The organism is Sphingomonas sp. BK036 (genome assembly GCF_004216825.1).
Taxonomy (GTDB): Bacteria; Pseudomonadota; Alphaproteobacteria; order Sphingomonadales; family Sphingomonadaceae; genus Sphingomonas.
Map to the genome: position 1 here is coordinate 1,225,068 of NZ_SGXR01000003.1, position 25,351 is coordinate 1,250,418.

General features: G+C 67.3%; 30 protein-coding genes and 1 pseudogene. 22 read left to right on the forward strand and 9 right to left on the reverse strand.

The annotated features are described in order from the left end of the window. From fliF to EV283_RS05855, 16 genes are all read left to right on the forward strand, one after another. Window positions 1–1,674, forward strand: a complete 1,674-nt coding sequence (gene fliF / locus EV283_RS05780) for a flagellar basal-body MS-ring/collar protein FliF (protein WP_130323380.1) — start codon at window positions 1–3, stop codon at window positions 1,672–1,674. Then, on the forward strand, window positions 1,671–2,681 hold the full coding sequence (gene fliG, locus EV283_RS05785) for a flagellar motor switch protein FliG (RefSeq protein WP_130323382.1): 1,011 nt from the start codon (window positions 1,671–1,673) through the stop codon (window positions 2,679–2,681). The genes fliF and fliG overlap by 4 nt, the downstream gene beginning before the upstream one ends. Then, a complete protein-coding gene (locus tag EV283_RS05790; RefSeq protein ID WP_056412968.1) occupies window positions 2,674–3,432 on the forward strand; it encodes a FliH/SctL family protein in 759 nt (252 codons plus the stop codon). The genes fliG and EV283_RS05790 overlap by 8 nt, the downstream gene beginning before the upstream one ends. Beyond that, window positions 3,432–4,757 (forward strand): FliI/YscN family ATPase, encoded by a 1,326-nt coding sequence (locus tag EV283_RS05795; protein WP_130323384.1) that lies wholly within the window; start codon window positions 3,432–3,434, stop codon window positions 4,755–4,757. The genes EV283_RS05790 and EV283_RS05795 overlap by 1 nt, the downstream gene beginning before the upstream one ends. Window position 4,758: 1 nt before the next feature. Next, window positions 4,759–5,178 carry a hypothetical protein gene (locus EV283_RS05800; RefSeq protein WP_130323386.1) on the forward strand — a complete coding sequence of 140 codons (420 nt, stop codon included), beginning with the start codon at window positions 4,759–4,761 and terminating at the stop codon, window positions 5,176–5,178. Window positions 5,179–5,225: 47 nt separating this feature from the next. Continuing rightward, on the forward strand, window positions 5,226–7,085 hold the full coding sequence (locus EV283_RS05805; protein WP_130323388.1) for a flagellar hook-length control protein FliK: 1,860 nt from the start codon (window positions 5,226–5,228) through the stop codon (window positions 7,083–7,085). A gap of 15 nt (window positions 7,086–7,100) precedes the next feature. Beyond that, on the forward strand, window positions 7,101–7,727 hold the full coding sequence (locus EV283_RS05810; RefSeq protein ID WP_130323390.1) for a flagellar basal body-associated FliL family protein: 627 nt from the start codon (window positions 7,101–7,103) through the stop codon (window positions 7,725–7,727). Window positions 7,728–7,730: 3 nt separating this feature from the next. Next, window positions 7,731–8,693: a flagellar motor switch protein FliM gene (locus EV283_RS05815; protein WP_056412982.1), complete on the forward strand. Its 963-nt coding sequence runs from the start codon at window positions 7,731–7,733 to the stop codon at window positions 8,691–8,693. Then, window positions 8,690–8,980 carry a flagellar motor switch protein FliN gene (gene fliN, locus EV283_RS05820; protein WP_056054132.1) on the forward strand — a complete coding sequence of 97 codons (291 nt, stop codon included), beginning with the start codon at window positions 8,690–8,692 and terminating at the stop codon, window positions 8,978–8,980. Before EV283_RS05815 ends, fliN begins: the two co-directional genes overlap by 4 nt. A gap of 5 nt (window positions 8,981–8,985) precedes the next feature. Beyond that, window positions 8,986–9,240: a flagellar biosynthetic protein FliO gene (locus EV283_RS05825; RefSeq protein WP_055874442.1), complete on the forward strand. Its 255-nt coding sequence runs from the start codon at window positions 8,986–8,988 to the stop codon at window positions 9,238–9,240. Further along, the gene (gene fliP / locus EV283_RS05830; protein ID WP_130323392.1) at window positions 9,237–10,187 is read left to right on the forward strand and encodes a flagellar type III secretion system pore protein FliP; all 951 of its coding nucleotides are present in this window, start codon (window positions 9,237–9,239) and stop codon (window positions 10,185–10,187) included. Before EV283_RS05825 ends, fliP begins: the two co-directional genes overlap by 4 nt. 154 nt (window positions 10,188–10,341) lie before the next feature. After that, window positions 10,342–10,611, forward strand: coding sequence for a flagellar biosynthesis protein FliQ (fliQ, locus tag EV283_RS05835; protein ID WP_055874447.1), 270 nt, complete (start codon window positions 10,342–10,344; stop codon window positions 10,609–10,611). 241 nt (window positions 10,612–10,852) lie between these two features. After that, complete coding sequence (gene fliR, locus EV283_RS05840) at window positions 10,853–11,626, forward strand: flagellar biosynthetic protein FliR (RefSeq protein ID WP_130323394.1); 774 nt, start codon at window positions 10,853–10,855, stop codon at window positions 11,624–11,626. 15 nt (window positions 11,627–11,641) lie between these two features. Further along, window positions 11,642–12,784, forward strand: a complete 1,143-nt coding sequence (locus EV283_RS05845; protein ID WP_130323396.1) for a flagellar type III secretion system protein FlhB — start codon at window positions 11,642–11,644, stop codon at window positions 12,782–12,784. A 57-nt stretch (window positions 12,785–12,841) separates the two neighbouring features. Then, window positions 12,842–14,287: a flagellar filament capping protein FliD gene (fliD, locus tag EV283_RS05850; protein WP_130323398.1), complete on the forward strand. Its 1,446-nt coding sequence runs from the start codon at window positions 12,842–12,844 to the stop codon at window positions 14,285–14,287. Beyond that, on the forward strand, window positions 14,284–14,682 hold the full coding sequence (locus tag EV283_RS05855) for a flagellar protein FliS (protein WP_056412994.1): 399 nt from the start codon (window positions 14,284–14,286) through the stop codon (window positions 14,680–14,682). Before fliD ends, EV283_RS05855 begins: the two co-directional genes overlap by 4 nt. A gap of 3 nt (window positions 14,683–14,685) precedes the next feature. Here EV283_RS05855 and EV283_RS05860 read toward each other — a convergent pair whose 3' ends face one another. From EV283_RS05860 to argH, 5 genes are read right to left on the reverse strand one after another with little or no spacing between them, the layout of a single operon-like run. Next, window positions 14,686–15,639, reverse strand: a complete 954-nt coding sequence (locus tag EV283_RS05860) for a CorA family divalent cation transporter (RefSeq protein ID WP_130323400.1) — start codon at window positions 15,637–15,639, stop codon at window positions 14,686–14,688. Continuing rightward, window positions 15,636–16,439, reverse strand: coding sequence for a bifunctional precorrin-2 dehydrogenase/sirohydrochlorin ferrochelatase (locus EV283_RS05865; protein ID WP_242615799.1), 804 nt, complete (start codon window positions 16,437–16,439; stop codon window positions 15,636–15,638). The genes EV283_RS05860 and EV283_RS05865 overlap by 4 nt, the downstream gene beginning before the upstream one ends. Continuing rightward, window positions 16,436–17,698, reverse strand: a complete 1,263-nt coding sequence (gene lysA, locus EV283_RS05870; RefSeq protein WP_130323404.1) for a diaminopimelate decarboxylase — start codon at window positions 17,696–17,698, stop codon at window positions 16,436–16,438. Before lysA ends, EV283_RS05865 begins: the two co-directional genes overlap by 4 nt. Before the next feature lie 11 nt (window positions 17,699–17,709). Beyond that, complete coding sequence (locus EV283_RS05875) at window positions 17,710–17,952, reverse strand: hypothetical protein (protein ID WP_130323405.1); 243 nt, start codon at window positions 17,950–17,952, stop codon at window positions 17,710–17,712. Next, window positions 17,949–19,331, reverse strand: a complete 1,383-nt coding sequence (argH, locus tag EV283_RS05880; RefSeq protein ID WP_130323972.1) for an argininosuccinate lyase — start codon at window positions 19,329–19,331, stop codon at window positions 17,949–17,951. The genes EV283_RS05875 and argH overlap by 4 nt, the downstream gene beginning before the upstream one ends. A gap of 67 nt (window positions 19,332–19,398) precedes the next feature. On the opposite strand from argH, the gene EV283_RS05885 reads away from it, so the two are divergent. The 5 genes from EV283_RS05885 to EV283_RS05905 all read left to right on the forward strand — a co-directional run bounded on the left by EV283_RS05885 (window position 19,399) and on the right by EV283_RS05905 (window position 22,192). Further along, window positions 19,399–19,977 (forward strand): TlpA disulfide reductase family protein, encoded by a 579-nt coding sequence (locus EV283_RS05885; RefSeq protein ID WP_242615800.1) that lies wholly within the window; start codon window positions 19,399–19,401, stop codon window positions 19,975–19,977. A 290-nt stretch (window positions 19,978–20,267) separates the two neighbouring features. Beyond that, entirely contained in the window at window positions 20,268–20,807 is a 540-nt protein-coding gene (locus EV283_RS05890; protein WP_130323409.1) for a helix-turn-helix transcriptional regulator, read from the forward strand. A 34-nt stretch (window positions 20,808–20,841) separates the two neighbouring features. After that, a complete protein-coding gene (locus tag EV283_RS05895) occupies window positions 20,842–21,189 on the forward strand; it encodes a hypothetical protein (RefSeq protein ID WP_130323411.1) in 348 nt (115 codons plus the stop codon). A 21-nt stretch (window positions 21,190–21,210) separates the two neighbouring features. Beyond that, entirely contained in the window at window positions 21,211–21,666 is a 456-nt protein-coding gene (locus EV283_RS05900) for a hypothetical protein (RefSeq protein ID WP_130323413.1), read from the forward strand. Window positions 21,667–21,721: 55 nt separating this feature from the next. Beyond that, window positions 21,722–22,192: a hypothetical protein gene (locus tag EV283_RS05905; RefSeq protein ID WP_130323415.1), complete on the forward strand. Its 471-nt coding sequence runs from the start codon at window positions 21,722–21,724 to the stop codon at window positions 22,190–22,192. A gap of 56 nt (window positions 22,193–22,248) precedes the next feature. Here the strand turns inward: EV283_RS05905 and EV283_RS19390 are convergent. Next, window positions 22,249–22,383 (reverse strand): annotated as a pseudogene (locus EV283_RS19390) (recombinase family protein); the annotation flags it as partial. 232 nt (window positions 22,384–22,615) lie between these two features. Here EV283_RS19390 and EV283_RS05915 point away from each other — a divergent pair. After that, window positions 22,616–23,149 carry a MarR family transcriptional regulator gene (locus tag EV283_RS05915; RefSeq protein ID WP_347400203.1) on the forward strand — a complete coding sequence of 178 codons (534 nt, stop codon included), beginning with the start codon at window positions 22,616–22,618 and terminating at the stop codon, window positions 23,147–23,149. A gap of 57 nt (window positions 23,150–23,206) precedes the next feature. Here EV283_RS05915 and EV283_RS05920 read toward each other — a convergent pair whose 3' ends face one another. The 3 genes from EV283_RS05920 to EV283_RS05930 all read right to left on the reverse strand — a co-directional run bounded on the left by EV283_RS05920 (window position 23,207) and on the right by EV283_RS05930 (window position 25,350). Next, the gene (locus tag EV283_RS05920; RefSeq protein ID WP_207223038.1) at window positions 23,207–24,181 is read right to left on the reverse strand and encodes a DMT family transporter; all 975 of its coding nucleotides are present in this window, start codon (window positions 24,179–24,181) and stop codon (window positions 23,207–23,209) included. 34 nt (window positions 24,182–24,215) lie between these two features. Beyond that, complete coding sequence (locus EV283_RS05925) at window positions 24,216–24,728, reverse strand: hypothetical protein (RefSeq protein ID WP_130323417.1); 513 nt, start codon at window positions 24,726–24,728, stop codon at window positions 24,216–24,218. A 181-nt stretch (window positions 24,729–24,909) separates the two neighbouring features. Beyond that, complete coding sequence (locus EV283_RS05930) at window positions 24,910–25,350, reverse strand: YetF domain-containing protein (RefSeq protein WP_165391697.1); 441 nt, start codon at window positions 25,348–25,350, stop codon at window positions 24,910–24,912. Between the last annotated feature and the right edge of the window lies 1 nt (window position 25,351).

Below are 25,351 nucleotides of genomic sequence, written 5' to 3' on the forward strand. Positions count from 1 at the left end.
ATGAGCACCGCACTCATCCCCACTTCGCCGGGCGGCGCCGAACGGTTCGCCAACCCCCTCCAGCAGATCAAGGGCGTGTTCGCACAGCCGGCGGTTCGCCGCTCGCTGCCGATGGCGCTGATGGTCGGCCTGATCGCCGCCGCCGCGCTGGCATGGATGAGCCTGTCGACGCCGACGCAGAAGACGCTGTTCAGCGGCCTGCCCGATTCCGACAAGGCCGCGGTCACCTCCGCGCTGACCACCGCCAACATCAAGAGTCATATCGACGAGGGCACCGGCGCGCTCACCGTCGGCGAGGACGATTACAGCCGCGCCAAGATGCTGCTGGCGGGCCAGGGCCTGCCCAAGGCGGCGCCGGGCGGCTATGCGATTCTCGACCAGCTTCCGATGGGCGTCAGCCGTGCGGTCGAGGGCGAACGCCTTCGCCAGGCGCGCGAGTCCGAGATGGCGAAGTCGATCGAGGAGATCGATGCGGTCGCCGAGGCGCGCGTGCACCTCGCCATGCCCGAAGCCTCGGTGTTCGTCCGTGACAACGCCGCGCCATCCGCGTCGGTGATCCTGAAGCTCCAGGGCGGGCGTTCGCTGAGCGAGGCGCAGGTCGCCTCGATCATCAACCTCGTCGCCTCGTCGGTGCCCGGCATGAAGCCCGAATCGGTGACGATCGTCGACCAGATGGGCGCACTGCTCACCAAGGCCGGCGGCAGCGATGGCGCGGGCGCGGCTAGCGACGCGCGGATCGATATCCAGCGCCGGATCGAGGACAAGTACCGCACGCAGCTGATCGCGCTGCTCACCCCGCTCGTGGGCGCGGGCAACTTCACCGCGGAGGTGCAGGCCGACGTCAATCTCGACGAGAGCCAGGCGACGCGCGAAAGCTATGAGAAGCAGGGCGTCCTGCGCGCCGAGACGGGCAACTGGACCGGCAACCAGAAGGACGGCGGCGCAGCGGCGCCCGGCGGGATCCCGGGTGCGCTCAGCAACACGCCGCCGCCTGCCAGCACGCTGTCCACACCGCAGGCCGCGACCGGCAACCCCGGCACGCCCGCCGCGCAGCCCGTCGCCGGCGGCCCGGCACCCGACGCGATGAAGCAGTCCGACCAGTATCAACGCGCCTATGACCTTGGCCGCGAAGTGTCGGTCACGCGCGCCACGCCCGGCGGCGTCAAGCGGCTGTCGGTCGCCGTCCTCCTGCGCGATCCGGACAAGACTCGCCGCACCGCGATGGAGATCAACCAGATCACCGATCTCGTGAAGAGCGCGGTCGGCTTCGACCAGGCGCGCAACGACAACGTCACCGTCATCAGCCGCAAGTTCGCAGGCGCCACCGACGCGGCGGCGGGGCCCGCCTGGTACGACAATGCGTGGCTGCCGGTGCTCGCCCGCAACGGCACCGCGATCCTGATCGCGCTGCTCGTGCTGCTGCTCGGCGTCCGCCCGATCGCCAAGGCGCTGATGAAGAAGCGCGAGGACGCCGGCACGCGCCCCGCGCTCGGCCAGCCGATCGGTGCGGCGGATCAGGACGGCATGACCGTCGCCGCCCCCGTCAGCCTCGACCAGCTCGAGAATACGCGCGGCTATGACGACCGGATCGGCGCGGTCCGCGGCTTCACGCGCGACAATCCGACGCGCGCGGCGCTCGCGGTCCGCGACATGATCAAGGCGGACGCGAAGTGAGCGAGGTCGCGCTGCGTACCTATACCGGCGTCGAGCGCGCCGCGGTGCTGATGATGCTCGTCGGCGAGGAGGAGGCCGCGGCCATCCTCCAGAAGCTCGAGCCCGAGGAGGTCCGCCAGCTCGGCGCGGCGATGTTCAAGGTCGCCGACGTGTCCGAGCAGGAGGTCGAGGACGTGCTCGACGATTTCGTCGGCCGCGCACGCGAGCGCACCGCGATCGGGTTCGACCCGCGCCCGCAGATCGAGGCGGTGATGAACCGCGCGCTGGGCCCCGAAAAGGCGGAGAGCGTGCTCGCGCGGATCACCCCGCCCGAGGCCGCGTGCGAACTCGAGCTGCTCGACTGGCTCGACGCGACCGAGATCGCCGCGATGATCGAGAAGGAGCATCCGCAGATCGCCGCGGTCCTGATCGCAAACCTCGACGCGTCGATCGGCGGCCAGGTGCTCGAACTGCTGCCCGACGCCGTGCAGCCCGACATCCTCCACCGGATCGCGCGGCTCGGCCCGATCACGCCCGAGGCGGTCGAGACGCTGCGTACCCTGCTCGCCAACCGCACCAGCACCGCGTCGGCCGGCGCCGGCGTCACGCTCGGCGGCACGCGCGAAGCCGCCAAGATCCTCTCGGGCGCGCGCAAGGCGACCGAACAGCGCGTGATGCCGAAGCTGTTCAAGATCGACCGCGACGTCGCCAAGGCGATCGAGGAGGCGATGTTCATCTTCGACAACCTGCTCGACCTCGACGACAAGAATCTGGGTACGCTGATCCGCAACGTCGACAGCGAGATCCTGACCAAGTCGCTCAAGGGCGTCGACGAGACGATCCGCAACCGTTTCCTCGGCTGCATGTCGGCGCGCGCCGCCGACGGCATCCGCGACGAGATGGAAGCACGCGGGCCGATGAAGCTCGCCGAAGTGCTCGAGGCGCAGAAGGCGATGATCGCGATCGCGCGCGGCCTTGCGAAGGACGGCACGATCCAGATGGGCGGAGGCGAGGACGATTATGTCTAACGGGTTCACAGCCGGCTTCGCGTCGCGCCACACCACCAGCGCCAACGTCCTCGCCAGTGCGTTCGCGCCGCCATCGGGTTTCGCCGCCGCGGATATTCGCGCGCGCGCGACGGTCCGGCCTGCCAATGATTTCGGCCAGGCGTTCACCGCCGAATCCGTCCGCGACGCCGCGGCCGATACCGGCACGCCGCGCCACTTCAGTCCGGCGGACAAGAACGCGAACCCGACCGCCGGTTGGGATCCGCTCGATCCGGTCAGCGAATCGTCGTTCATCGATCCGCTCGCGGCTGCCCATGCCGCGGGCTACGAGGAAGGGCTCGCCGCCGCGGCTACGGCCGCGCGCGATGCAGCGGCGCGTGACGCGACGTTGCTCGGCGATCTCGCCTCTGCGCTGGGCGCCGATCGGATCGACCGCGAGCGCATCGCCGGACAGCTCCGCCAGACCGTCCTGTTCCTCGTGTCCAAGGTGGTCGGCGAAGTCGGCATCGCGCCCGACGTGCTTGCCGGCCGGATCGAGAACGCCGCCGAACTGCTTGCCGACAGCGCTGAATCCGCGCTGCTCCGCGTGCATCCCGACGACGTCGCGCTGCTCGAAGGCCGCTTGCCGAAATCGATCTTCGCCGCCGGCGATCCGGGCGTCGCGCGCGGCAGCTTCGTGCTCGAAAGCGCCTCGACGATAGTCGAGGACGGCCCCGAATTGTGGCTCGACCAATTGGCGCAGGCGATCGACCGCGTGCCGGTGCCCCGCTGATGCTCAATCGCTTTACCGCCGATTATCTCGAAACCCTCTCCAACACCGATTTCGTCGCCAAGCCCAAAGTCTCGGGCCGTCTTGCCTCGTTCGACGGGCTGTTGATGGAAGCCGTCGGGCTGACGCTGCCGGTCGGCACCGTCTGCCAGGTCGGCGAAGGCGCGGCGAGCGTCGAGGCGGAGGTGATCGGCTTCCGCAACGGCCGCACGTTGATGATGAACCTCGGCGGGCCCGCCGCGCTTCTCCCGCGCGCGCCGGTCAAGCCGATCGGCGCGCCGGGCGAAGCCGAAGTGGGCGCCGCCATGCTCGGCCGCGTGGTCGATGGCGCGGGCAAGCCGATCGACGGGCTTGGCCCGATCCGCGGCGCAGGCCGCTGGCCGCTCGCGGGGAAACTCCAGTCGCCGCTCGATCGCGGGCGCGTGCGCGAACCGCTCGACGTCGGCGTCCGCGCGATCAACGGGCTGCTGACGATCGGCCAGGGCCAGCGCGTCGGCATCATGGCGGGCTCGGGCGTCGGCAAGTCGGTGCTGCTCGGCATGATCGTCCGCGCCGCGCAGGCCGACGTGATCGTCATCGGGTTGATCGGCGAGCGCAGCCGCGAAGTCGCCGACTTTCTCGAAACCAAGGTCGCGGGCGCCGCGCGTGCGCGCTCGGTCGTCGTCGCGGTGCCGGCCAATCACTCGCCGGTGCTGCGGATCCGCGGCGCGCTGCGTGCGCATGCGATCGCCGAGTCCTTCCGCGACGAGGGCAAGAAGGTCCTGCTGATCATGGATTCGCTGACCCGGGTCGCGCATGCCGGTCGCGAGATCGGCCTCGCGCTCGGCGAGCCCGCCTCCGCGCGTGGCTATCCGCCCTCGGCGATCGCGATGCTGCCCAACCTGATCGAGCGCGCCGGCGTCGACGTCCATAGCGGCGGGTCGATCACCGCGATCTACACGGTGCTTGCGGACGGCGATGACGGCAATGATCCGGTGGTTGATTCGGCGCGCTCGATCCTCGACGGCCACATCGTCCTCAACCGCCATCTCGCCGAACGCGGCGTCTATCCCGCGATCGACATCGGCCCGTCGGTCAGCCGTGTGATGACCGACATCGTCGACGCACCCCATGCCAGGGCCGCGCGGACGCTGCGCCGCCACCTCGCCACCTATGAGGAGAATCGCGATCTGGTGCTGATGGGCGCCTATCGCCACGGTGCGGATCCGGCGATCGACGCGGCGATCGCGTGCCACCCGGCGGTGATGGAATATATCCGCCAGGACGCCGACGAGACTGTCTCGCTCGCCGATGCGGTTGCCGAGCTGACCGGCGTGTTCGGCGGCTGAGATGGCGCGTGGCAAGACGCTCGCGCGCATCCACCGCGTCCGCACGCTCCAACTCGGGCTGACGCGCGCCGACGAGGCGCGCGCGCACGACAAGTTCGCGAGCGAACAGGCGCTGTCCGGGCGTATCGCGCTGCTCGCCGAAGCGGTCGCGCCGATCAACGAGACTCGGGTCGCGGTGTCGCTCGGTGCCGCCGCGCATTACCGCGAGCGCCTCCAGCAATCCGCCAACGCCGCCGTCGCACGCGTCCAGGCGGCCGAGCAGCATGTCGAGCGCGCCGCCGAGGCCACCCGCGCCGCCAAGCGCGACCAGACCGCGGTCGAGAAGCTTCTCGCGCGCGCGGATGCCGATGCGGTGCTGAAAGCGATCCGCGCGATGGAAGAGTCTCCCGTCTTCCGAAAGGTTCGGCACGATCCTTGCTGAGGGTGCGGCATGCGGCCGGGCGCCGCGCGCCCGAACGAGTATCCTGCATGATCCTGACCGCCTCCCTGTCCCCCGTTCTACCCGCGCAGACACGCTCGCCGGCCGTACAGGGCGGACGGGGGGCGATCGATTTCGCAGGCACCTTCGCGCAGGCGCAGACCCCCGATGCTGCGCTGGCTCCCGTCCTGCCCTTGCTGGCGGCCAAGCCCGATGCGACAGCCCTGCAGAACGCCGCCGCCGCCGGCAACGTCTTGCCGATCGCGATGCCCGCCGGTGACCCGCCGGCAGCATGGCAGCCCGAAATCGCGCCGCAAGCGCCCGCTTTAGCGGTTGCCGCGCAGAAATCGCCGCTGCTCCCGGCAAACGCACTGACCCCAGACGCGGTCGACGCCGATCCGCCGGTCGGTACCGCGGACCCTGCCGCCATCGCCACCCCGGTCGCCCGCATCGCCCGGCCGACCCCGTTCGTCGGCCCGACCCGCGGCGCCCGCGCGAAGGACCAGAGCGCAGCGAACGGCACCGGTACGACCGAAGCAGATACGAGCGAGGCCGATACGGACGACGCGGCCCCAAGCGTCGCCATGCCCGTGGACATGCCGGTCATACTCTCGACCGCCGCCCCCGCCTCGCCGATCCCCTCCGTGGCCATCGTCGATACGGTCAAACCGGACGATAGCGCGGCAATCGTGGCAGCGCCCGCCGTGCCGTCACCATCCCTCCCCGCGCTGGCCGAAGCCAAGCCGCAGACCGCCGAAACACCCGCGCCGGCGCCGGGCGCCGATCGGGGTGTGGAGCCTGCGGTCACACTCGGCCAAACGCTCCCCGACAGCCCCGCCCCGCTTCGGCCAACCGCTACGGCTACCGTCGCGGCCAGCCCCATCGAGACGCCGCCAGTCCCGGCCCCGGGGGTATCGCCCACGCGTGCCCTGCCTGTCGCAGGGCAAGCCGATGCCAAGCGCCCTCCCGCGACCGGCAATGCCGCCCCGCGAACGCCGTTCGTTCGGCAGCCCACGCCGCCGCAGACCGGCGATACGCGACTGCCGCTCGACCCAATGCCACCTATCGGCACCGCGCCAGCCGCTATGGCTGCCGAGCCGACGATGCCCGCCCCGGCGACACCGCCAGCCGTCGCCCCGCCCCTCGCTGGAACCGGAGAAACGGCTCGTCCGGCCACGGCTGGCTTGCCCCAGCAGCGCGAAGCGACCGCACTGCCGGTCAGCCCCGACACCCCGATCTCCACGCCGCGCTGGGTCTCGACCGGGGCGACCACGCCCGTCGCGCTCGCCGTGCCGATGCCCGCCGCGGTCCAGCCGCAGCCGGGTACCGTCGCGTCGGCAAGCCAGGTGTTCGGCGCCGCGATCCGCGCTGCGACCAAGCCCCGCGACGATCGTGACGCCGCCGACCCCAGCATGATCTCGCCGACCGCCGGCACGCCCGTATCGGCCCCGGCGATCGCGACCGCGGCGGCGCAACAGGCCCCGCTCGACATGCGGCAGGAGCGGTGGCCACACGCGATGATCGAGCGGATCGAGATACTGCGCGACGCCGCCGACGCGGGCGACACGCGGATCCGCCTGGTCCCCGACGTGCTCGGCGCGATCGACGTCTCGCTGAAGCAGGACGGCGACACCGTCCATGTTCACTTCCACGCCGAGCAGGGCGCGACGCGGGCCTTGCTCCAGGAGGCGCAACCCCGGCTTGTCGAGCTGGCCGAAGCGCGCGGGCTTAAGCTCGGCCAAGGCGGGCTCGGTGACAGCGCCGGGCTCGGCGACAGCGGCGGCCCCGGCAACAGCGCCGGCAACGGCCAGCCGCGCGCGCACGCCACGCCGCAAGCGCCGGGCCGCACCCCGTCCCCTTCGGCGTCCGCGACAATCGTCGCCGCGCCCGAAGACATCCGAATCGCCTGAACCGAAGGATCCGACATGGCTGAGAAGACCGATACCGCAGATGCAGCGCCCAAGAAAAAGGGCAAGATGAAGACGATCCTGATCGGCGGCGTGGCGCTGCTGGTGCTGGTCGGCGGCGGCGTCGGCGCCGGCGTCTACGCGTCGAACGCTGGGCTGCTTGGCGGCGGTCACGCGGCGGCGGCCGATGACGGCAAGCCCAAGCTCGTCCCCAAGAGCGAACAGAAACATGCCACCGAGGGCGGCGAAGGCGGCGGTCACGGCGGCGAGGAGGCTGCGCCCGAAAACCACGGGATGAAGCCCCCCGCAGGCGAGGGCGGCGACAAATACGCCTCCACCTACTACCCACTGGAGAAGGATTTCACCTCGAATCTCCAGGACTCGGCGCACTTCGTCCAGGTCGGCGTCGCGATCTCGACGCCGTATGACGACACCGTCATCACCAACCTGAAGACCAACGACATCGCGGTCCGCTCGGCCATCCTGATGGCGCTCGGCGACACCACCGAAGAGCAGGTGATGAGCAGCGAGGGCAAGCGCCAATTGCAGGTCCGTCTCGCCAAGGCGATCAACGATACGCTCAAGCAGAAGGAAGGATTCGGCGGCATCGGTAACGTTTACTTTACCAGTTTCGTCGTTCAGTGAGGCATGGTTAACGAGGGCTCAGCAAAGACGCGCGAACGGCGCGACCGGGATCGCTCCACCGCCCCCAAACAGGGCGTGCTGCATCAGGGCGTGCTCGGCGGGGCCAAGCTCAATCCGTTCGGCGACCTGCATACGTTGCAGCATCTCTCCGCCCGGTTCGCACGCGGTTTGCGCGGGGTGTTCGAGCCGCTGCTGCGCCAGGAGGTCCGCTGCTGGGCCGAGCCTTTGGTCGTCCAGCGCTTCACCGATTACCGCGCCGAGCGCAGCGATGCGCTGACCGCGTGGCTGCCGCTGATCATGACGCCGGGCATGGCACAGGCACTGTGCATCATGGACGGCAAGTTCGTGCTCGAGATGCTCGACATGTTCTTCGGCGGCACCGGTGCCGCGCCGCACGTCCTGCCGAGCGAATTCTCGCCCGCCGCCGAGGCGATGGTCGCGCGGATCGGCCAGATGATCGCGACCCCGCTCAAGACCGCGTGGGAGCCGATGGCACGGTTCGATTTCCAGCCGACCCGCGTCGAGGTGAACCCGGCGATGATCGCCGATCTCGATGGCGAGGACGCGATGATTGTCACGCGCTTCGGCATCGCCGCGGGGAACGCCAAGCCGGTGTTCCTCGACCTCGTCTACCCCGTCTCCGCGCTGAAGCCGCACGCGCCGTCGCTGACCGCCAAGGTCGTCGGCAAGTCGGCCGAGCCCGATCCGGCGTGGCGCAACGAGCTGACCCGCGCCGCCATGAACGTGCGCTTCCCGATCCGCTCGGTCCTCGCCGAACCGGTCGTCAAGCTGACGATGCTGATGGACCTTAAACCCGGCGACGTGATCCCGATCACCATCTCGGGCGACGTGCCGGTGATGGTCGGCAACAACCGGCTCGGCTGCGGCACGGTCGGCACGTCCAATGGCTTTGCCGCCATCCAGCTCACCTCGATTACCCGTTTCGACGAAGGATTTGCAGCATGAACGACATGACCGGAGGCTTTCCAGTGGACGCCGCCGTGGCCGCCAATTTCCGGCTGCTCCAGGATGTCGACGTCAAGCTGACCGTCGAGATCGGCTCGACCAGCCTGACGCTGCGCGAACTGCTGGCACTCGGCGAATCCAGCGTGATCGAGCTCGATCGCCAGGCCAACGAACTGCTCGACGTGTTCGTCAACGGCACGCTGATCGGTCGCGGCGAAGTCGTCACGGTCGGCGAGCGCTTCGGCGTGCGGATGACCGAACTCGTGTCGCCCGACAAGCGCGGCTGATTTCGATGCTCTGGACCTATATCCTCAAGCTCGTCATCCTGCTGCCACTGGTGTGCGGCCTCATGTTCGGCTGCCTGTATCTGTGGCGCAAGTTCGAGAGCCGGATGCCGGGCAAGCCGTCGACCCGGCTGATCGGCGTCAAGGAAACGATGATGATTTCGCCGGGCCTGCGCCTCGCGGTGATCGATTTCGAGGGCCGCCGGCTGCTCGTCTCGGTCGGTCGTGGCGGCGTGCATTTGATCGACAAGGTCGACGCATGACCGCCGCTGTTCGTCCGACGGTTACCCGCAAGGGCTCGGGTCCGGCCTTGTTTGCCGCGTCGAAATCCTCCCCGTTTTCCCGCGAACGCGGGAATTCAGGAACCACGAACGGTGCGCTCCGTAACCCTGGATCCCCGCGTTCGCGAGGAAACAGCTTGGTCTGGATAGGGCTCGCCCTTCTCCTGGCCCTCTTCCTAGCCATGCCCGCCTTCGCCCAAGCCGTCCCCGCCCCGACCAACCCCGCAGTCGGCGACGCGGTCGATCGCGCGCTCGGCCAGCTCGGCGGACAGGCCGCGGGCAATACCGGCCAGAGCGGCTCGCTGTCGCTGTCGCTGCAAGTCCTCATCATCATGGGGCTGCTCACGGTCCTGCCGGGCATCCTGCTGATGATGACCAGCTTCACGCGGATCATCATCGTGCTCGCGATCCTGCGCCAGGCGCTCGGGCTCCAGCAGACGCCGCCGAACCAGGTGCTGCTCGGCCTGTCGCTGTTCCTGTCGTTCTTCATCATGGCGCCGACGATCAGCCAGATCAACACGACCGCGATCCAGCCCTATGCCGCCGGGCAGCTGGCGGGCACGCAGATGATCACCACCGCGGGCGTCCCGCTCCACGCGTTCATGGTGAAGCAGACGCGGATCAAGGACGTGACGATGTTCGCGCAGATCGCCAAGTCCGGCCCGTACGCGTCGTCCACCGACATTCCCTTCTCGGTCCTGCTGCCCGCCTTCGTCACGTCGGAACTCAAGACCGCGTTCCAGATCGGCTTCCTGATCTTCCTGCCGTTCATCGTCATCGACCTCGTCGTCGCGACCGTGCTGATGTCGCTCGGCATGGCGATGTTGTCACCGACGATCATCTCGATGCCGTTCAAGCTCCTCCTGTTCGTGCTCGTCGACGGTTGGGCGCTGACGATGGGCAGCCTCGCCAACTCGTTCGCGACCTGAGGCGATGGACCGCACCACCCGCCCGTTCGCCCTGAGCCCTTCGGCTGCCTGCAAGGCAGGCGCTCAGGATGAACTACCGCCAAGGGCGGTAGTCGAAGGGCTTGAGACTCATGTGCTTCGACTTCGCTCAGCACGAACGGCAGTTTTATAAGCGATGGACGCGCAATATTTCCTGACCGTCGCCAACCAGACGATGTGGGTGCTGGCACTCGCCAGCGCGCCGATCCTGATCCCGGCGCTGCTCGCGGGGCTGATCCTGGGCATGATCCAGGCGGCGACGTCGATCAACGAACAGACGCTGTCGTTCGTGCCGAAGCTGGTCGTGGTCGCGGTGTCGATCCTGATCTTCGGGAGCCTGATCCTCGGGTTGCTGAGCGATTTCACGATCGGGATCTTCGAGCGTATTCCGGATCTCGTGAAGTGAGGCGCAGCGCCAGCGCGGCGACGTCCGCGCACTTAGCGCAAGCCCGGCCGGCCTTGGCACAGCCAAGGACCGACGACGCGGCTTTGCCGCGGCGCTGGCACGCCGAACACGCGGCCGTCCCTTCTACTCCCCTCCCGCTTGCGGGAGGGGTCGGGGGAGGGGCGTGCACCACCAACCGGACGCCAGTACGTACGTCGCGCCCTCCCCTGACCCCTCCCGCAAGCGGGAGGGGGATTTAGTCGTGTTGGGCTTCGGGCTCTCCATAGAGCCGCAACTCTGGGCGCTCGTGTTCGTGATGATCCGCATCGGCGCGACGTTCATCGCCGCGCCCGTGTTCGGGGCGGTCGCGGTGCCGCTGACCGTGCGCGTCACGCTGTCGGGGGCGATCGGCTTCCTCGTGCTCGCGGTCCATCCGATCGTGCCGCCGGCGAGCATCTTCTCGGTGACCACCGTGCTGTCCGCCGCCGCCGAGGCGCTCGTCGGCCTGGCGCTCGGCTTCGTCCTACAGATCGCGTTCGCAGCACCCGTCATCGCCGCCGAGGTCATCGGCGGCGCGATGGGGCTCGGCTTCGCCTCGTCGATCGACCCGCAGAACGGCAAGTCGTCGCCCGCGCTCGGCCAGTTCTTCTCGATCATGCTGACGTTGCTGTTCCTGTCGGTCGACGGCCACCTGATCCTGATCGACATGATCGTGAAGAGCTATGAGGTGCTCCCGCCCGGCGGCGCGTGGATCGGCGTCGAGCGGCTGAAGGCGATCGCGTTCTTCGGCGGCTATGCGTTTCTCGCCGGACTGCTGCTCGCGCTCCCGGTCGGCTTCCTGCTGCTCTGCCTCAACATCGTCGTCGGCATGCTGAGCCGCGCCGCGCCCTCGCTCAACCTGTTCGCGGTCGGCCTGCCCGCCAGCCTCGCGGTCGGCGTTATCACGCTGGCGATCGCGTTCCCGACGATGGGCGATTACATGCTCGTCATCGTCCGCGAAGGCCTGTCCGCCACCGAAAACCTGGTGCTCGGCTGATGTGGGAGGGTGCCCATGTCTGAGGATTCGGGCGAAAAAACCGAAGCCCCAACCGCCAAGCGCAAGAAGGATGCGGTCGAGAAGGGCGACATCCTCAAGTCGCGCGACTTCGCCACTGCGCTCAGCATGCTCGCCGGCGTCGCCTGGCTGATCTACGCCGGCCCGACGCTGATCGCCGCGTGCAAGGCGATCATGAGCTCGAGCTTCCAGTTCACGCATGCCGATGTCGAGGATTTCTCCCCCTGGCGCCCACTGATGGAAGCGGGCGGCAAGCTCGCCCCCTCGCTCGTCACCTTGTTCATCGTCAGCATCGGCGCGGCGATCCTGAGCCAGGCGGGGCTCGGGTCGCTCGGCTTCAACGGCGGTCTGCTCGCGCCCAAATACAGCCGCGTCGATCCCGCTGCGGGGCTCAAGCGGATCTTCGGCGCGAATGGCTGGATCGAGCTCGGCAAGTCGCTGCTGAAGGTGATCCTGCTCGGTACGATCGGCGGCTGGATGCTGTGGAACGCGGCGCATTCGACGATGGGGCTCGCCTCGTCCGCGGATCTCAACCAGGCGCTGTCGACGCTCGGCGGGATTTTCAAGGGCATCCTGATCGCGATGGCGTTCGGGCTGTGCGCGATCGCGGGCATCGACCTGCCGATCCAGATCATCCGCCGCCTCGGCAAGATGCGGATGTCGAAGCAGGAGGTGAAGGACGAACACAAGTCGACCGAGGGCAATGGCGAGGCGAAGGGCCAGATGCGCGCGAAGATGCGCGCGATGGCGAGCGGGGGCTTACGCAAATCGGTCGCGGAGGCGCATGTCGTGCTGACCAACCCGACCCACTTCGCCGTCGCCCTCCGCTATGATCGCGGCAAGGACCAGGTGCCCGTAGTCGTAGCCAAAGGCCGCGGCGCGACCGCACTGGCGATCCGCGAACTCGCCGCGGAGGGCCGGGTCCCCGTGCTCGAATATCCGATGCTGGCGCGTGCGATCTATTACACGAGCAAGGAAAACCAGGAGGTTCGCGACGACCTGTACATGGCGATCGCGACGGTGCTCGCCTTCGTGTTCGGGCTGAACGCCGCGGCCGGCGGTACGGCCGCGGGCGTCCAGCCGTTCGTCACCGTACCCAAGGACGCACGATTCGACGAAAACGGCATGAAACAGGCCTAAAGATCGGCCGCGAACGGTCGTTCTTACAGATGCGCGCGCACGTGCAGGGAATTTGCCATGGTAACATCGACCAGCAGCACGACGGCCACGCCGACTCCGACCCCCACGCCGACCGCCCAGAGCGCGGTCAACGCTGCGACGCAGGCGCTGCTGACCGGGCTCAGCGCAGGCTCGGGCGTCGATACCGGCACGCTGGTCACCTCGCTCGTCGAGGCGCAGTTCGCCGCGCGCACCGCCGCGCTGAAATCCAAGTCGGACACGCTCACGTCGCAGATCTCGGGCGTCGCCTCGCTCAAGAGCACGATGACCGGTTTCTCCACCGCGCTCGCCAATCTGGTGAAGGGTGGCAGCTTGCAGACCCAGCCGACCAGCTCGAACGCCGCCGTCCTGTCCGCCACCGCGCAGTCGGGCGCAAAGCTCTCGGGCCTGTCCGCCAGCGTCACCGTCACGCGCCTCGCCACCGGCCAGGTCGCGCGCACCAACACCCCCGTCGCCGCCGCCGATCGCGCGACCTCGCTCGGCACCGGCGCGCTGACGCTCAAGATCGGCACCGGCGAAAACGTCGCGATCGATATCGGCGATGGCAGCATCGATGCGATCGCGGCGGGCATCAACGCGTCGAAGAAGGGCGTCACCGCTTCCGTCGTCACCGATGCGCAGGGACGCGCGTTCCTGTCGGTCAAGGGCGCGACCGGCAGCGACAACGCGTTCACTTTGAAGGGTGCAAACAACGACGCGCTCGACATCGGCGGCACCGCGACCAAGACGAGCCTGGTCTCGACCGCGCAGAATGCGCAGATCACCGTCGACGGGATCGCCGTCGAGCGCCCCGGCAACACCGTCAGCGATCTCGTCTCGGGCGTGACGCTGCAGCTGAACGCGGTGTCGACCGTCCCCGTGTCGCTGACCAGCACCGCGCCGACCGACGCGCTGACGCAGGCGGTGAACGACGTCGTCACGACCTATAACGAAGTCCTCGCGACGGTCACCGCGCAGACCGATCCGATCACCGGCAACCTGCGCGCCGATCCGGCGGCCAAGTCGCTGCTGAGTTCGCTCAAGGCGCTGACCTCGAAGCCGCTGGTCGGCGGCGCGGTCGCCGGTCTCCCGCGGACGCTGTCGGAGCTGGGCGTCGCGACCAACACCGACGGCACGCTGCGCGTCGACAGCACGCTGCTCGCCAAGCAGCTTGCCGCCTATCCCGACACGATCGAATCGATGTTCGCGCCGTCGGGCACCAACGCGCTCGGCCTGTCCGCGGCGCTGACCGCGCTGACCACCAGTGCGACCAGCACGCTGACCGGGCTCGGCGCTTCGACCGTGCGCTACACCGCGGCGCAGTCGGACGTGACCAAGCAGCAGGACAAGGTCACCGACCAGACCGCGCAGCTCACCACGCGCCTGACGCAGCAATATGCCAGCATGAACTCGCGCGTGTCGGCGTATAAATCGACGCAGACCTTCCTCACCGGCCAGATCGCCCAGTGGAACAAGACCTCGTGACCTACGCCTCCACGCTCGCGCGCGACCCGTTCGCTACCTATCGCCAGATCGACGCGGTCGGCCGCACCGCGACCGCGGACGGCCCGGCGCTCGTGCAGCTGCTCTACAAGGAACTCGTCGCCGCGCTGCGCGCCGCCGCCTGGGCGTGCGAAAAGCGCAAGTTCGCGGTCAAGAGCGAGCGGATCACGCGCGCCACCGCGATCCTGTTCGCGCTCGAGGCCGGCCTCGATTTCGAAAAAGGCGGGCAGGTCTCCGAGACGCTCGCCCGGCTGTACGGCGGCGCACGCAAGACCGTCATCAACGCCTCGCTCGGCCATGACCCCAAGCCGTTCCGCGACTCCGCCGACATGCTCGACGAGATCGCCCAGGCCTGGCGGACCGCCAGCGCCGCCTGACCGCTAGCGGCGGAACCAGTGGCGCATCGTGAAATACGCCACGACCCCCACCGCGATCACCACGCAGGCCGCCGCGATCGCGTCGAACGCCCAGGGCTCCTCCGCATAGGGCAGCCCCTTGACGTTCATGCCGTACAGCCCCGTGAGGAACGTGAGCGGCAGGAACACCATCGCGGCGATCGAGATGATCAGCGAGCGACTGTCGATCTGCTCCGCGCGCATATCGGTCAGCGTCTCATGGATCAGCGCCGCGCGTTCGCGGATCGATTCGAGCTCCTCCGCCATCCGCGCGGCGCGATCCGCCGCCGCCGCGAGATGGAGGCGATCGTCGTCGGCGAGCCAGTCGCCGGGCAACGCCGCCAGCTTCTCCAGCGCGGCGCGTTGCGGGCTGAGGAAACGTTTATAGCCGATCGCCGCCACGCGCACCTTGCTGACCGCGCGGCGCAGTTCGAACACGCGGTTGGCGTCGAGCTGCTCCTCGCAATCGTCGAGCTCGTCGCCGAGCGTCGCCACGTCGGGATCGAGGTCGGCGGTGATCGCGGTCGCGAACGCCGCGATCAGGTCGCCCGGATCGCGGACCTCGCCGCGCTCGACCATCTTCTCGACCTCGGCGACCGCGATCAGCGGTTTGCGCGTGACCGAGAAGACCCGCCCCTTCACCGCCCAGATCCGCACCGAGGCGAGCAGATCGGAGGTGTCGAGTTCCTCCTTCGATCGCCCGCGCAGATTGAGGAATGCGCCGTCGCCAACCGCCTCGCAGCGCGGCCGGGTCTCGGTCGCGGTCAGCGCGTCGACGACATAGTCGAGCAGCTTGGCCTCGTCGCGCAGCCAGGTCTGCGCATGCTCGGCGGTGGTCGACAGATGCACCCAGACAAGGTCCGCGGTACAGCCCAGCGCGTCCTGCACGTCGATCCACGCAGCCTTGCCGTCGATAATGCGAAACCCGAACCCGCTCACCGCGCCATCTCGATCTCGATCGACAGCCCGGTACCGGGATCGGCGGGCATCGGTGCGCACAGCCGCGCGGCATCGGCACGCGCCCGGTCGAGGATCGCCGCAGGAGCGTCGGGGCCATGATAGACGCGGTCGGCACTCGCCAGCGCGCGCGCCTGTCGCAACGTCAGGTCCTCGGGATCATCGGACAGCAGCACCAGCGTGATCGCCACATCGCGCGTCGCAGCAGGCGCGCCCGTCGGCGCCAGCCACGCATCGACATCATGCGTCGGCGACAGTGGATCGAGCAGCCCGCCCGCCGCCATCGCGGTCGCCAGTGCGCGGCGGCGCTCGCCCATGTCGGGCCAACGCTTGCGCAACGCGCTGCGCGCCGCCTGCAAGGCCAGCGCTAGTTTACCCAGATCGCCCGGCACCAGCGCCTCGAGCCGTTGCCGCAACCCCGCGGCAAGCCCGGCCGACACGCCGCTCGTCCCGATCGCGATCAACACCGGCGCGCGGTCGACGATCGCGGGCAGCGTGAAGTCGCACAGCGCCGAGCGGTCGACCGCATTGACCAATATCCCGCGCGCCTTCAGCCGCGCGACCGCCGCCAGCGCCTCGTCCTCTTCGTCGATCGCGACGATCGCGAGCGAGGCTGTGGCATCCTCGCCGACCACATCGGCGCCCGCGCGGTCGAGCAACCGCCGCTTCGCATCCGCCGCCTCGCCTTCCCCCAGCAGGATCACCGGGCGCCCCGCCAGCCGCACGAACAGCGGCAGGCTCTGGAGCGGTGGCGGTGGCGGCGACAGCGGCGGGGGATTCACCGCTTGAGCCATTCCGGCACGCGCTCGGCGGCCAGGATCGTCTCGGGCTGGATCCGGTCGGCAACCACCGCGAACCGGTCGCCATCGACCAGCACTTCGGGCACCAGCGCACGGCTGTTATAGGTCGACGCCATCGTCGCGCCATACGCGCCCGCGGTGCGGAACACGCCCAGGTCGCCCGACTTCACGACGTCGATATCGCGCCCCATCGCGAACGTGTCGCCGGTCTCGCACACCGGCCCGGCGATGTTGGCGGTCATCCGCTCGCCGGTCGGCGCGACCGCGACGAAGTCGTGATACGCATCGTACATCGCGACGCGCGCGAGATCGTTCATCGCCGCATCGACGATCACATACGGGTTCACGACGCCCGGCTTCACCCAGATCACCTCGGTCAGCAACACGCCCGCATTGCCCGCGATCACGCGGCCCGGCTCGAACATCAGTTCGACGTCCCAATCGGCGGTCGCGCGGGCGACCATCGCGCCATAGTCGGCCGGGCTCGGCAGCACGTCCCCGGGCTTGTACGGCACGCCGAGGCCGCCGCCCAGATCGACGCGGCTGATCGTGTGTCCGGCAGCGCGCAGTTCGGCGACCAGCTCTCCGATCCGCGCATAGGCGGCTTCCAGCGGGGCGAGGTCGGCGAGCTGGCTGCCGATGTGGATCGCGACACCGCGCAGGTCGAGCCCGTCATGCTTCGACAACCGGTCGAACATCGCGATCGCCTGGTCGATCGCAACGCCGAACTTGTTCTCCTTGCGCCCGGTCGAGATTTTCGCGTGCGTGCCTGCGTCCACGTCGGGGTTCACGCGCAGCACCGCGGGTGCGCGTTCGCCGCGCGCGTGGGCGAGTGCGGCGAGGACCTCGCCTTCTTCCTCCAGCTCGAGATTGAACTGGCCGATCCCGGCATCGAGCGCCTGCGCCAGCTCGCGCCGCGTCTTGCCGACGCCCGAGAACACGATGTCCGACGCGGGAATACCCGCCGCCAGCGCACGCTGCATCTCGCCCGCGGAGACGACGTCGGCGCCATAGCCCTCGTCGGCCAGCACGCGCAGCACCGCAACGTTGGGGTTCGCCTTGATCGCATAGGCCAGATGGACTCGGCCCGCAGGCTTCAGCGCATCGCGGAATACCTGTGCATGGCGGCGGAAGGTGGCGGTCGAATAGACATAGACGGGGGTACCGACGGCCTCGGCGATCGCCGGCAGGGCGACGTCCTCGGCGTGCATCACACCGTCACGATAGGCGAAATGGTTCATGGATCAGGTCTTCAATTGGGAGGCGGCAGGTCGAATTCGTCGCTGCGACGCTCGTCGGACTTTGTCAGCAGCTCATCGCTGCGCTGCGGGCGTTGCTGCGTGGTGGGCGTGAGCAGCTGCGCGGCGGTCGGCTGGGTCTTGGCACCATAAGGCGCGACCGGGAGAGTCTTGCCCTCCGCGGGCACCAACCCGTCCGCCGCGCCGCAGCCGGACAAGGCCAGCGCCAACCCCGTAAGTGCGAGTAACCGTTTCATGCCGTTTCTCCCCCCGCCGTCTCGGTGCGCGCCGCGCGGATTGCGGCGCGCACATTGTCGGGCGCGGTGCCGCCAAAGCTGGTCCGGCTGGCGACCGACGCGTCGACCGAGAGCACGCCGTACACGCGTTCGTCGATCCGCGCATCGATTGCCTTCAGGTCCTCGATCGGTAGCGCATCGAGCGCGATTTTGCGCTCCTCCGCGAGCTTCACCGCACGCCCGGTGACATGATGCGCCTCGCGGAACGGCAGCCCGGCCTCGCGCACCAGCCAGTCGGCGAGATCGGTCGCGGTCGCAAAGCCCGACTCGGCCAGCCCGCGCATCCGATCGGTGCGGAACGTCGCGCTCTCGACCATCCCGGTCATCGCCGCGATCGACAGCGCGAGCAGGTCGTGCGCCTCGAACACCGGCGGCTTGTCGTCCTGCATGTCCTTCGAATAGGCGAGCGGCAGGCCCTTCATCGTCACCATCAGCGCGGTCATGCAGCCGAGGATCCGCCCGGCATGCCCGCGCACCAGCTCGGCCGCATCAGGGTTGCGCTTCTGCGGCATGATCGAGCTGCCGGTCGACCATTGATCGCTGAGCGCGACGAATCCGAACGGCTGCGACGCCCACAGCACGAACTCCTCGGCGAGCCGGGACAGATGCAGCGACGTCTGCGTCGCCGCGGTGAGGAATTCGATCGCGAAATCGCGGTCGCTGACCCCGTCGAGCGAATTGGTCATCGGTCCGTCGAAGCCGAGCGCGGCGGCGGTCATCTCACGGTCGATCGGAAACCCCGTCCCCGCCAGCGCGGCCGAGCCGAGCGGCGACCGGTTCATCCGTGCGCGAGCATCCGCGAACCGCCCAACGTCGCGCGAAATCATCGCATGATACGCCATCAGGTGATGCCCCAGCGTCACGGGCTGCGCGGACTGGAGATGCGTGAAGCCGGGCATGACGCTCGCAGCATGCTCTTCGGCGCGCGTGAGCAGCGCAGCCTGGAAGCCGGCGAGCGCCGCCAGCGCCTGGTCGATCGCATCGCGCACCCACAGCCGGAAGTCGGTCGCGACCTGGTCGTTGCGCGACCGCGCGGTGTGCAGCCGCCCGGCGACGGGGCCGATCGCCTCGGCGAGCCGCGCTTCGGTCTGCATATGGATATCCTCGAGGACCAGATCCTCCTCGACGCCGTTCGCCGCATAATGCGCCGCCACCGTGTCGAGCCCGGCCGAGATCGTCGCGGCGTCCTCGGCCGAAACGATGCCCTGCTTGCCGAGCATCGCGACATGCGCCTTGGAGCCCGCAATATCCTGCTGCCAGAGCCGCTTGTCGAAGGGAATGGAGGCGTTTATCTCGCGCATGACCGCCGCCGGGCCCTCGGCGAACCGCCCACCCCACATCGAATTGGAACCGTCCATGGTCTTGCGTCCTGTGTTCACGTCGCGCCCAATCATCTGTCTGGTTGGAATGGGCCTGCTGGTCGCCGGCTGCGATAGGAAATCGCCCGCGCCGGAGCAAGCAAACGTCGCCGCGGCAAATACAGCGTCTGCCGACGAGGTCGCGCCCGGCCCTGCCCCCGACGAAGCCACCGGCCCCTCGGCCAGCACCGAAAAGCTCGACCGCAGCCACAAGGGCGAGACCGGCCCGACCGTCGCGTTCACCGCGCCAGACGGCAAACCGGTGACGCTCGCCTCGTTCAAGGGCAAGCCGCTGCTGCTGAACCTGTGGGCGACATGGTGCGCGCCGTGCGTCGCCGAGATGCCGACGCTCGACGCCGCCGCCAAGTCGCTCGCCGGCAAGGTTCAGGTCATCGCGGTCAGCCAGGACCTGCAGGGCGCGGAGAAGGTGACCCCGTTCTTCGCGTCAAAGTCGTTCACGACGCTCAAGCCCTATCTCGATCCCAAGCTCGGGCTCAGCCTCGCCTATCAGGCGAACCTGCCGACCACGATCCTGTACGATTCGGCGGGCAAGGAAGTCTGGCGGATGACCGGCGGGTATGAATGGAACACGCCCGCGGCTGCCAAGCTGATCGCCGAGGCATCGTAAGGCGCGAACAACGCTGGAGATTGTGCCGACCCGCCTTGGTGACGAGCCAAAGGTTGATGGCGGGCCGGCACAACTGTCCTAACGCATGACCGTGCGAAAAACTGCAGAACGGGCAAAGAATGATCCAAATGCGATGAGCCGAGTTGGAAGACGCGGCCATGCGCGTACCGTCGGGCCCGACGCGGCCATATGCGCTCGCCGCAGGTGGTTGCCCGCGCGGGTACTGGCCCGGTAGGACCAGGCATGCTTTGGCGCCCGTGACGACGCCGGCCCGGTGAAAGGGGGACGAGATGGAAGAACCCCGCATCGATCGATTGTCGAACCGGCACCGCGACGTGCTGCGCGGCGTGGCCGCGTTGCGCAAGACCAAGCAGATCGCCGCGGATCTCGGCATCGCGCCGGGCACCGTCGACGGCTACATCGCAGAGGCGGTCCGCATCCTGGGCGCGACTGATCGCGGCGATGCGGCGCGCATGCTCGCCCGGCACGAACGCGCCGACCCGCTATCGGAGACCATGGGCGCCGCCCCCGGGCAATCAGGGGGGCAATCTCCATGGGTGGCCGCGCCGCCGCCACCGATGACACAGATCGGCCAGCCGGTCGCCGAACCGAACGCATCCCGCGATACCCGTGCGAACAGCATGGGCTCGCTCGCAGGGCTGCTTCCGATCAGGCGCAAGGGGCAGCGCAGCAACGACCTTCCGGTCGCGCTCCGCCTGCTCTGGATACCGGCCATCGCAGTGATCCTTGCGGTCGGTTTCGGCATGCTCGCAAGCGGTCTCAAGGTGCTCGCCGACCTGATCGAACGGCTGGGACACCTGTCTGGATAACCGATCGAGAAGGCCGCCCCCGGCGGACACGTCCATGGACACGCAGCTTGCAACGACCGGCACCGAGATCGGCCTCCTGCTGAACCGGCTCGAAGCCCAACTGGCCGAGGCCTTTGCGATCTGCTCGCACCTCGCCGTCGCCAGCGCCACCTTTGGCAGCACCGCGGGCGTCACCCCCCGTATCGCCCAGCCCGTCGTCCAGGAGCTCGGCGGCGCGATGGCCGCGATCGCGCAGGCGCAGGGGCATGTGATCGCCGCGCACCGCAGCGCCGAACGGATCGGCAAGTTCGTCGGTTTCGGTGATGGCCTGCCCAAACCGGATCAGGCATTCTTCACCGGTGCGGACACCAGCCATCTCTCGATCGTCGCCGCGGCGGCCTGACACGACTCCGGCGCGCGCGGCATGATCCACGTCCTGGTCTATTACGTCATCGCGCTGGCGACGTGCTGGTTCGCGTTTCGCCATGGCGGGCGGCCCGAACGACTCGTCGCGGCCGCGTTCCTGCTCGCGGCGATCGTGTCGAGCGGGCTGGCGTTCTCGGCGCGGCCCGCCTTCCGGTCGGTCGACGGCGCGTTGCTGTCGGTCGATCTCGCCTTGCTCGCCGGGCTCGTTGCGGTCGCGATGTTCGCGAACCGGTTCTGGCCGATCTGGATCAGCGCGCTGCATTTGCTGGCGATCACGATCCACGGCGTGCGGGCCTATGATCCGACGCTGGTGCCCTGGATGTACGCCGCCGCGATCAGCAAGATCGCCTACCCGATGCTCGCCGTGCTGATCGTCGGCACCGAGCGCCACCGCAGGCGCCGCTGGTCCTATGGTTGCGACCCGGACTGGTCAAGCGTGTCGAAATCACCCTGACTCCGCCCCTGCGGTCACGAAACCCACACCGCCTTCAATATATGGAACGACGCCGATGAGCGCCCCCCTTCGCCTGCGCTACCCGACCGAGCCCGCCTCGCCCAACGCCGTACCGGCGGAGACCACGCCACCGCAGATGCCGCCTGAAACGAGTGCTCGCGGCGTCGGCTCCCAAGCGGACGCCGATCCGTCCTCACCCCCCGAACTCGATCGTGCACGCGCCTTGATGCATCAGCAGCAGGCGCGATCGACCGCCTTCGCGTCGGTCCAGACGCTGTTCCAGGATCCCGCATGGGACATCCTGCTCGCGCTGTTCGTCGCCTATGAGGAGGGAGCACCGCTGACGATCGACGCGGTGCGCGCCGCCACCGGACTGTCCGAGATCACGATCCGGCGTTGGCTGCTCACGCTCGAGCATCGGGGGCTGATCACCTGCTGGCCGCAAAGCGAACCACTGTCCCGCCGCTCGCTCGGCCTGACCGACGACGCGCTGACGATGATGCTGCACTTCCTGCAGGAAATTTAGGGAGCGTGTCCTTCGACACGAAAACTTGCCCTCCCAGGCGAGAACAGATCGTGCTCTAACAGGTGCGGTAGCGAGCGTCCAAGCCGGTCAAGTTTTCCCACGATAAGCGTGTCGCCTGCGTTCAAATCGTCGAGACAGGCTCTCAGCCCCGGCTTACCACCGCGCGCGCCGGATGCCTTGTCGGTATGGACGGGATCAGGTTTCAAGAGAACAACCCCCGCCTGTGATCGTGAGCCGGATCGGTGGGACCGGTTTCCCGCTTTACGTTTCAAATCGAGAAGGGGCATATTACGCAGCTCCTAAGGAACCGGTCGCGTCTTCACCTTGCCGAACAGGCTCCGCACACCGCGGGATGGCTGTTTGGCCTCGGCGACAAGCAGTTGCGCTCGGTGATCGCCGCCGCTCTTACATTGCGGCAGGGGCTTGATCCGCTATACCTTTGAAATGTCTAGAATCATTTCTCCGCCGCCTGTCCAATATCTCCGAACCGAGGCGATCCGTGGGGGCATGGATTTGCTGATGTTCGCGCATAAATCCCATCTCACCCATGCCGACGCGGCATTGGCTGCGCAGGGGCTTGGCCGCGCTCATCACCGGGTTCTGTACATCGTTTCAAGATATCCAGGCGGCAAAGTCGGCCAGATCCTGTCATTTCTTGGCATAACCAAACAGTCTTTGGGGCGTATAATGAAGGACCTGATTGAAAAGGACATGGTTGAATTGCGCCCCGGTGAGCGAGATCGTCGCACCAGACTCGTCTTCCTGACATCAAAAGGTCTGGAACTTGAAAAGGCGCTCTTCAACGAATTGCACGAAAATATGGCGCGAGCCTATGATGCAGCTGGCAAGACGGCGGTCGAGGGATACTGGACTCTCATGCAGCATCTCATGAGCCCTTCAGCACATGAAAATTTCACCGCCTTCAATCAGCAGCCTCTGAAAGCGGAAGCGGCTTAATGCCACCTCGCATCGAGATCAGTGTTTCACTCTTTCGCCGACTTGCCATGACGCACTTCAGCCGCCTTTGCCGACGCTGATCAACAGAATGCCGATTACCGTCACTACCAAGCCAGCCAGGCGAAGCTTGGTGGTCGGTGTTTTGGGTAGACCGAACCAGCCAAAATGATCGAGGACGACCGCGGTGATGAGGTTGGCCGTGATCAGAAGGCCATTGAAGACGCCCGCGCCCACCTTGTCGATAAACAGGAGTCCGGTAAACACGGCCAGTGCGCCCACGAGCCCTGCGGTCGGCATCCACCATTTCACCGAAGCCACGTCGTCGCGCGTCGGCAGTGGCATAGGGCGAAGGATGAATATCAGCAGAAAGAGCGAAGCGACCGGGACGAACGAAAGGTCGGCAGCAAGCCAGGGATTGGTCACCGCTTGACGCAATTCCGCGTTCAGCGCGGCCCCGACCGCCTGCAGCGCGCCGCATACCAAAATGAACGGGAAGAGCAGCTTTCCAACAATGCCTTTGTCCTCCTCGTCGTCGTCCTTTTTGCCGGCGCCGAGTGTGATCGCGATTACGCCCACAATCATGACCGCACCACCAATCCAGGGTAACGGCCGAAAGCCACCCGCCGGAAGGCCGAGCAACCCAAAACAGTCGAGCGCGAGCGATGCGAGGATATTGCCGGTAACGGTCAGCCCGTTCAACGGACCAGAGCCGATCTTTTGCACCAGCAAAAGACCCGCGAGCACCGCCGCCGATCCCGCCACGCCGCCAAAGGCATCGTACCAGTGGATTTTCGCAAAGCTGTTCGCTTCGGGCAGGGGGAAGGGCATTGCGAGCACGCACAGCGTCAGAACCAGCAGGATGGGCAGGAATGCCACGAACGCTGCCAGCCACGGGTTCACCAGTTTCTGCCGTAGCAACCCACTGAGCGCTGCCCCCATCGCTTGGAATATGCCGCTGAGGACAATCAGGGGGTAGGTAAGAGCGAGCATGGCAGCCTCGGCATGGTCAGGAGCAGGAATTATATCGGCCACCCCCCGGGCGATGCCGGGGGGGTGGGGAGATCGCTTAGTCGGCAGGTTCGGCCTTCTTCACGCCGTCCTTGTGGACATGGGCCTTGTGTCGCTTGCCGTCCTTCGACGCGATCACCTCTACGTGCTTCGGCTTGCGTGTCCGCTCACCAAGGTCGGTATAGCCCTCGTCGGTCAGCGTCTTGGTGACGTGATCGTCGCTGGGCCCTTGCTCCTTGTCAGCGCCACTGCTCTCTTCGCCGACATCGTCGCGCCCGGATTTGGCGCCATGAGCCTTGGTCTCGCTGCCCTTATCGTCAGGCTTGGGGGCATGATCCTTGTGCTTGATCTCGAGCCAGTCAGCGTCGCCGACGCGAAGGCTGGTTGCCTTGAACTCGCCGGGCTTCTCATCACCCTTTACCGACACGGATTGGCCCGTTTCGACCATTACACCGCCATCGCCCTGCAGGCCCAGGTCTACGAGGTACTTCTTATCGTCGGCCGTAATCGTAAAGCGATGGCCGAATACGTCTTCGACCGTGCCGTTCAGTTCTATATCTTTGCTCATCATGCGCTCGCTATGGTATCACCGCTAATTCGGTTAACCTGTAACATCACGAGCATTGGCCCGTTTCATCATGAACAATATTTTAAATAGAGTATCGGCATAATAGAGAATGCTCTAAACCTATTTAGCAACCCGCCGTAACAAATAATAGGGTACGTAAACTTACCATTATTGACAGGCCTCCCTAGTCTTTTTCTATTATCGATATCGTGCCGTCCCGCTCGACAATGGCAACTTTAACCTGCTCCATGTCATCAAGACCACGCTGCCTCGCTGCTGTCCGGATGTCGGCTTGTTGCAGCCGCAAACGCCGCATGGCTTGCTCTGTCCACCGACCGTCATGCAACACGACGATAGGTGTTCCGTCGAGCAAACGTTCCAGCCAGACAAACCGGATTTTCAGCCACGATACCGCGACGTGCATCATGCCCACGGTAAACAGCGCGCTCATCGCGCCGAAAAACGAATGATCCTCACCCAGGACGGCGCTGACACTGAGGCCACCAAAAAGAAACAGGACCACCATGTCCATGGGTGCCTGCTGGCTGGCGGTACGGCGTCCGATGATCCGCAGAACGATCGTCACCACGAGATAGGCGAGTGCTGCCTTGAATACGGTTTGCATA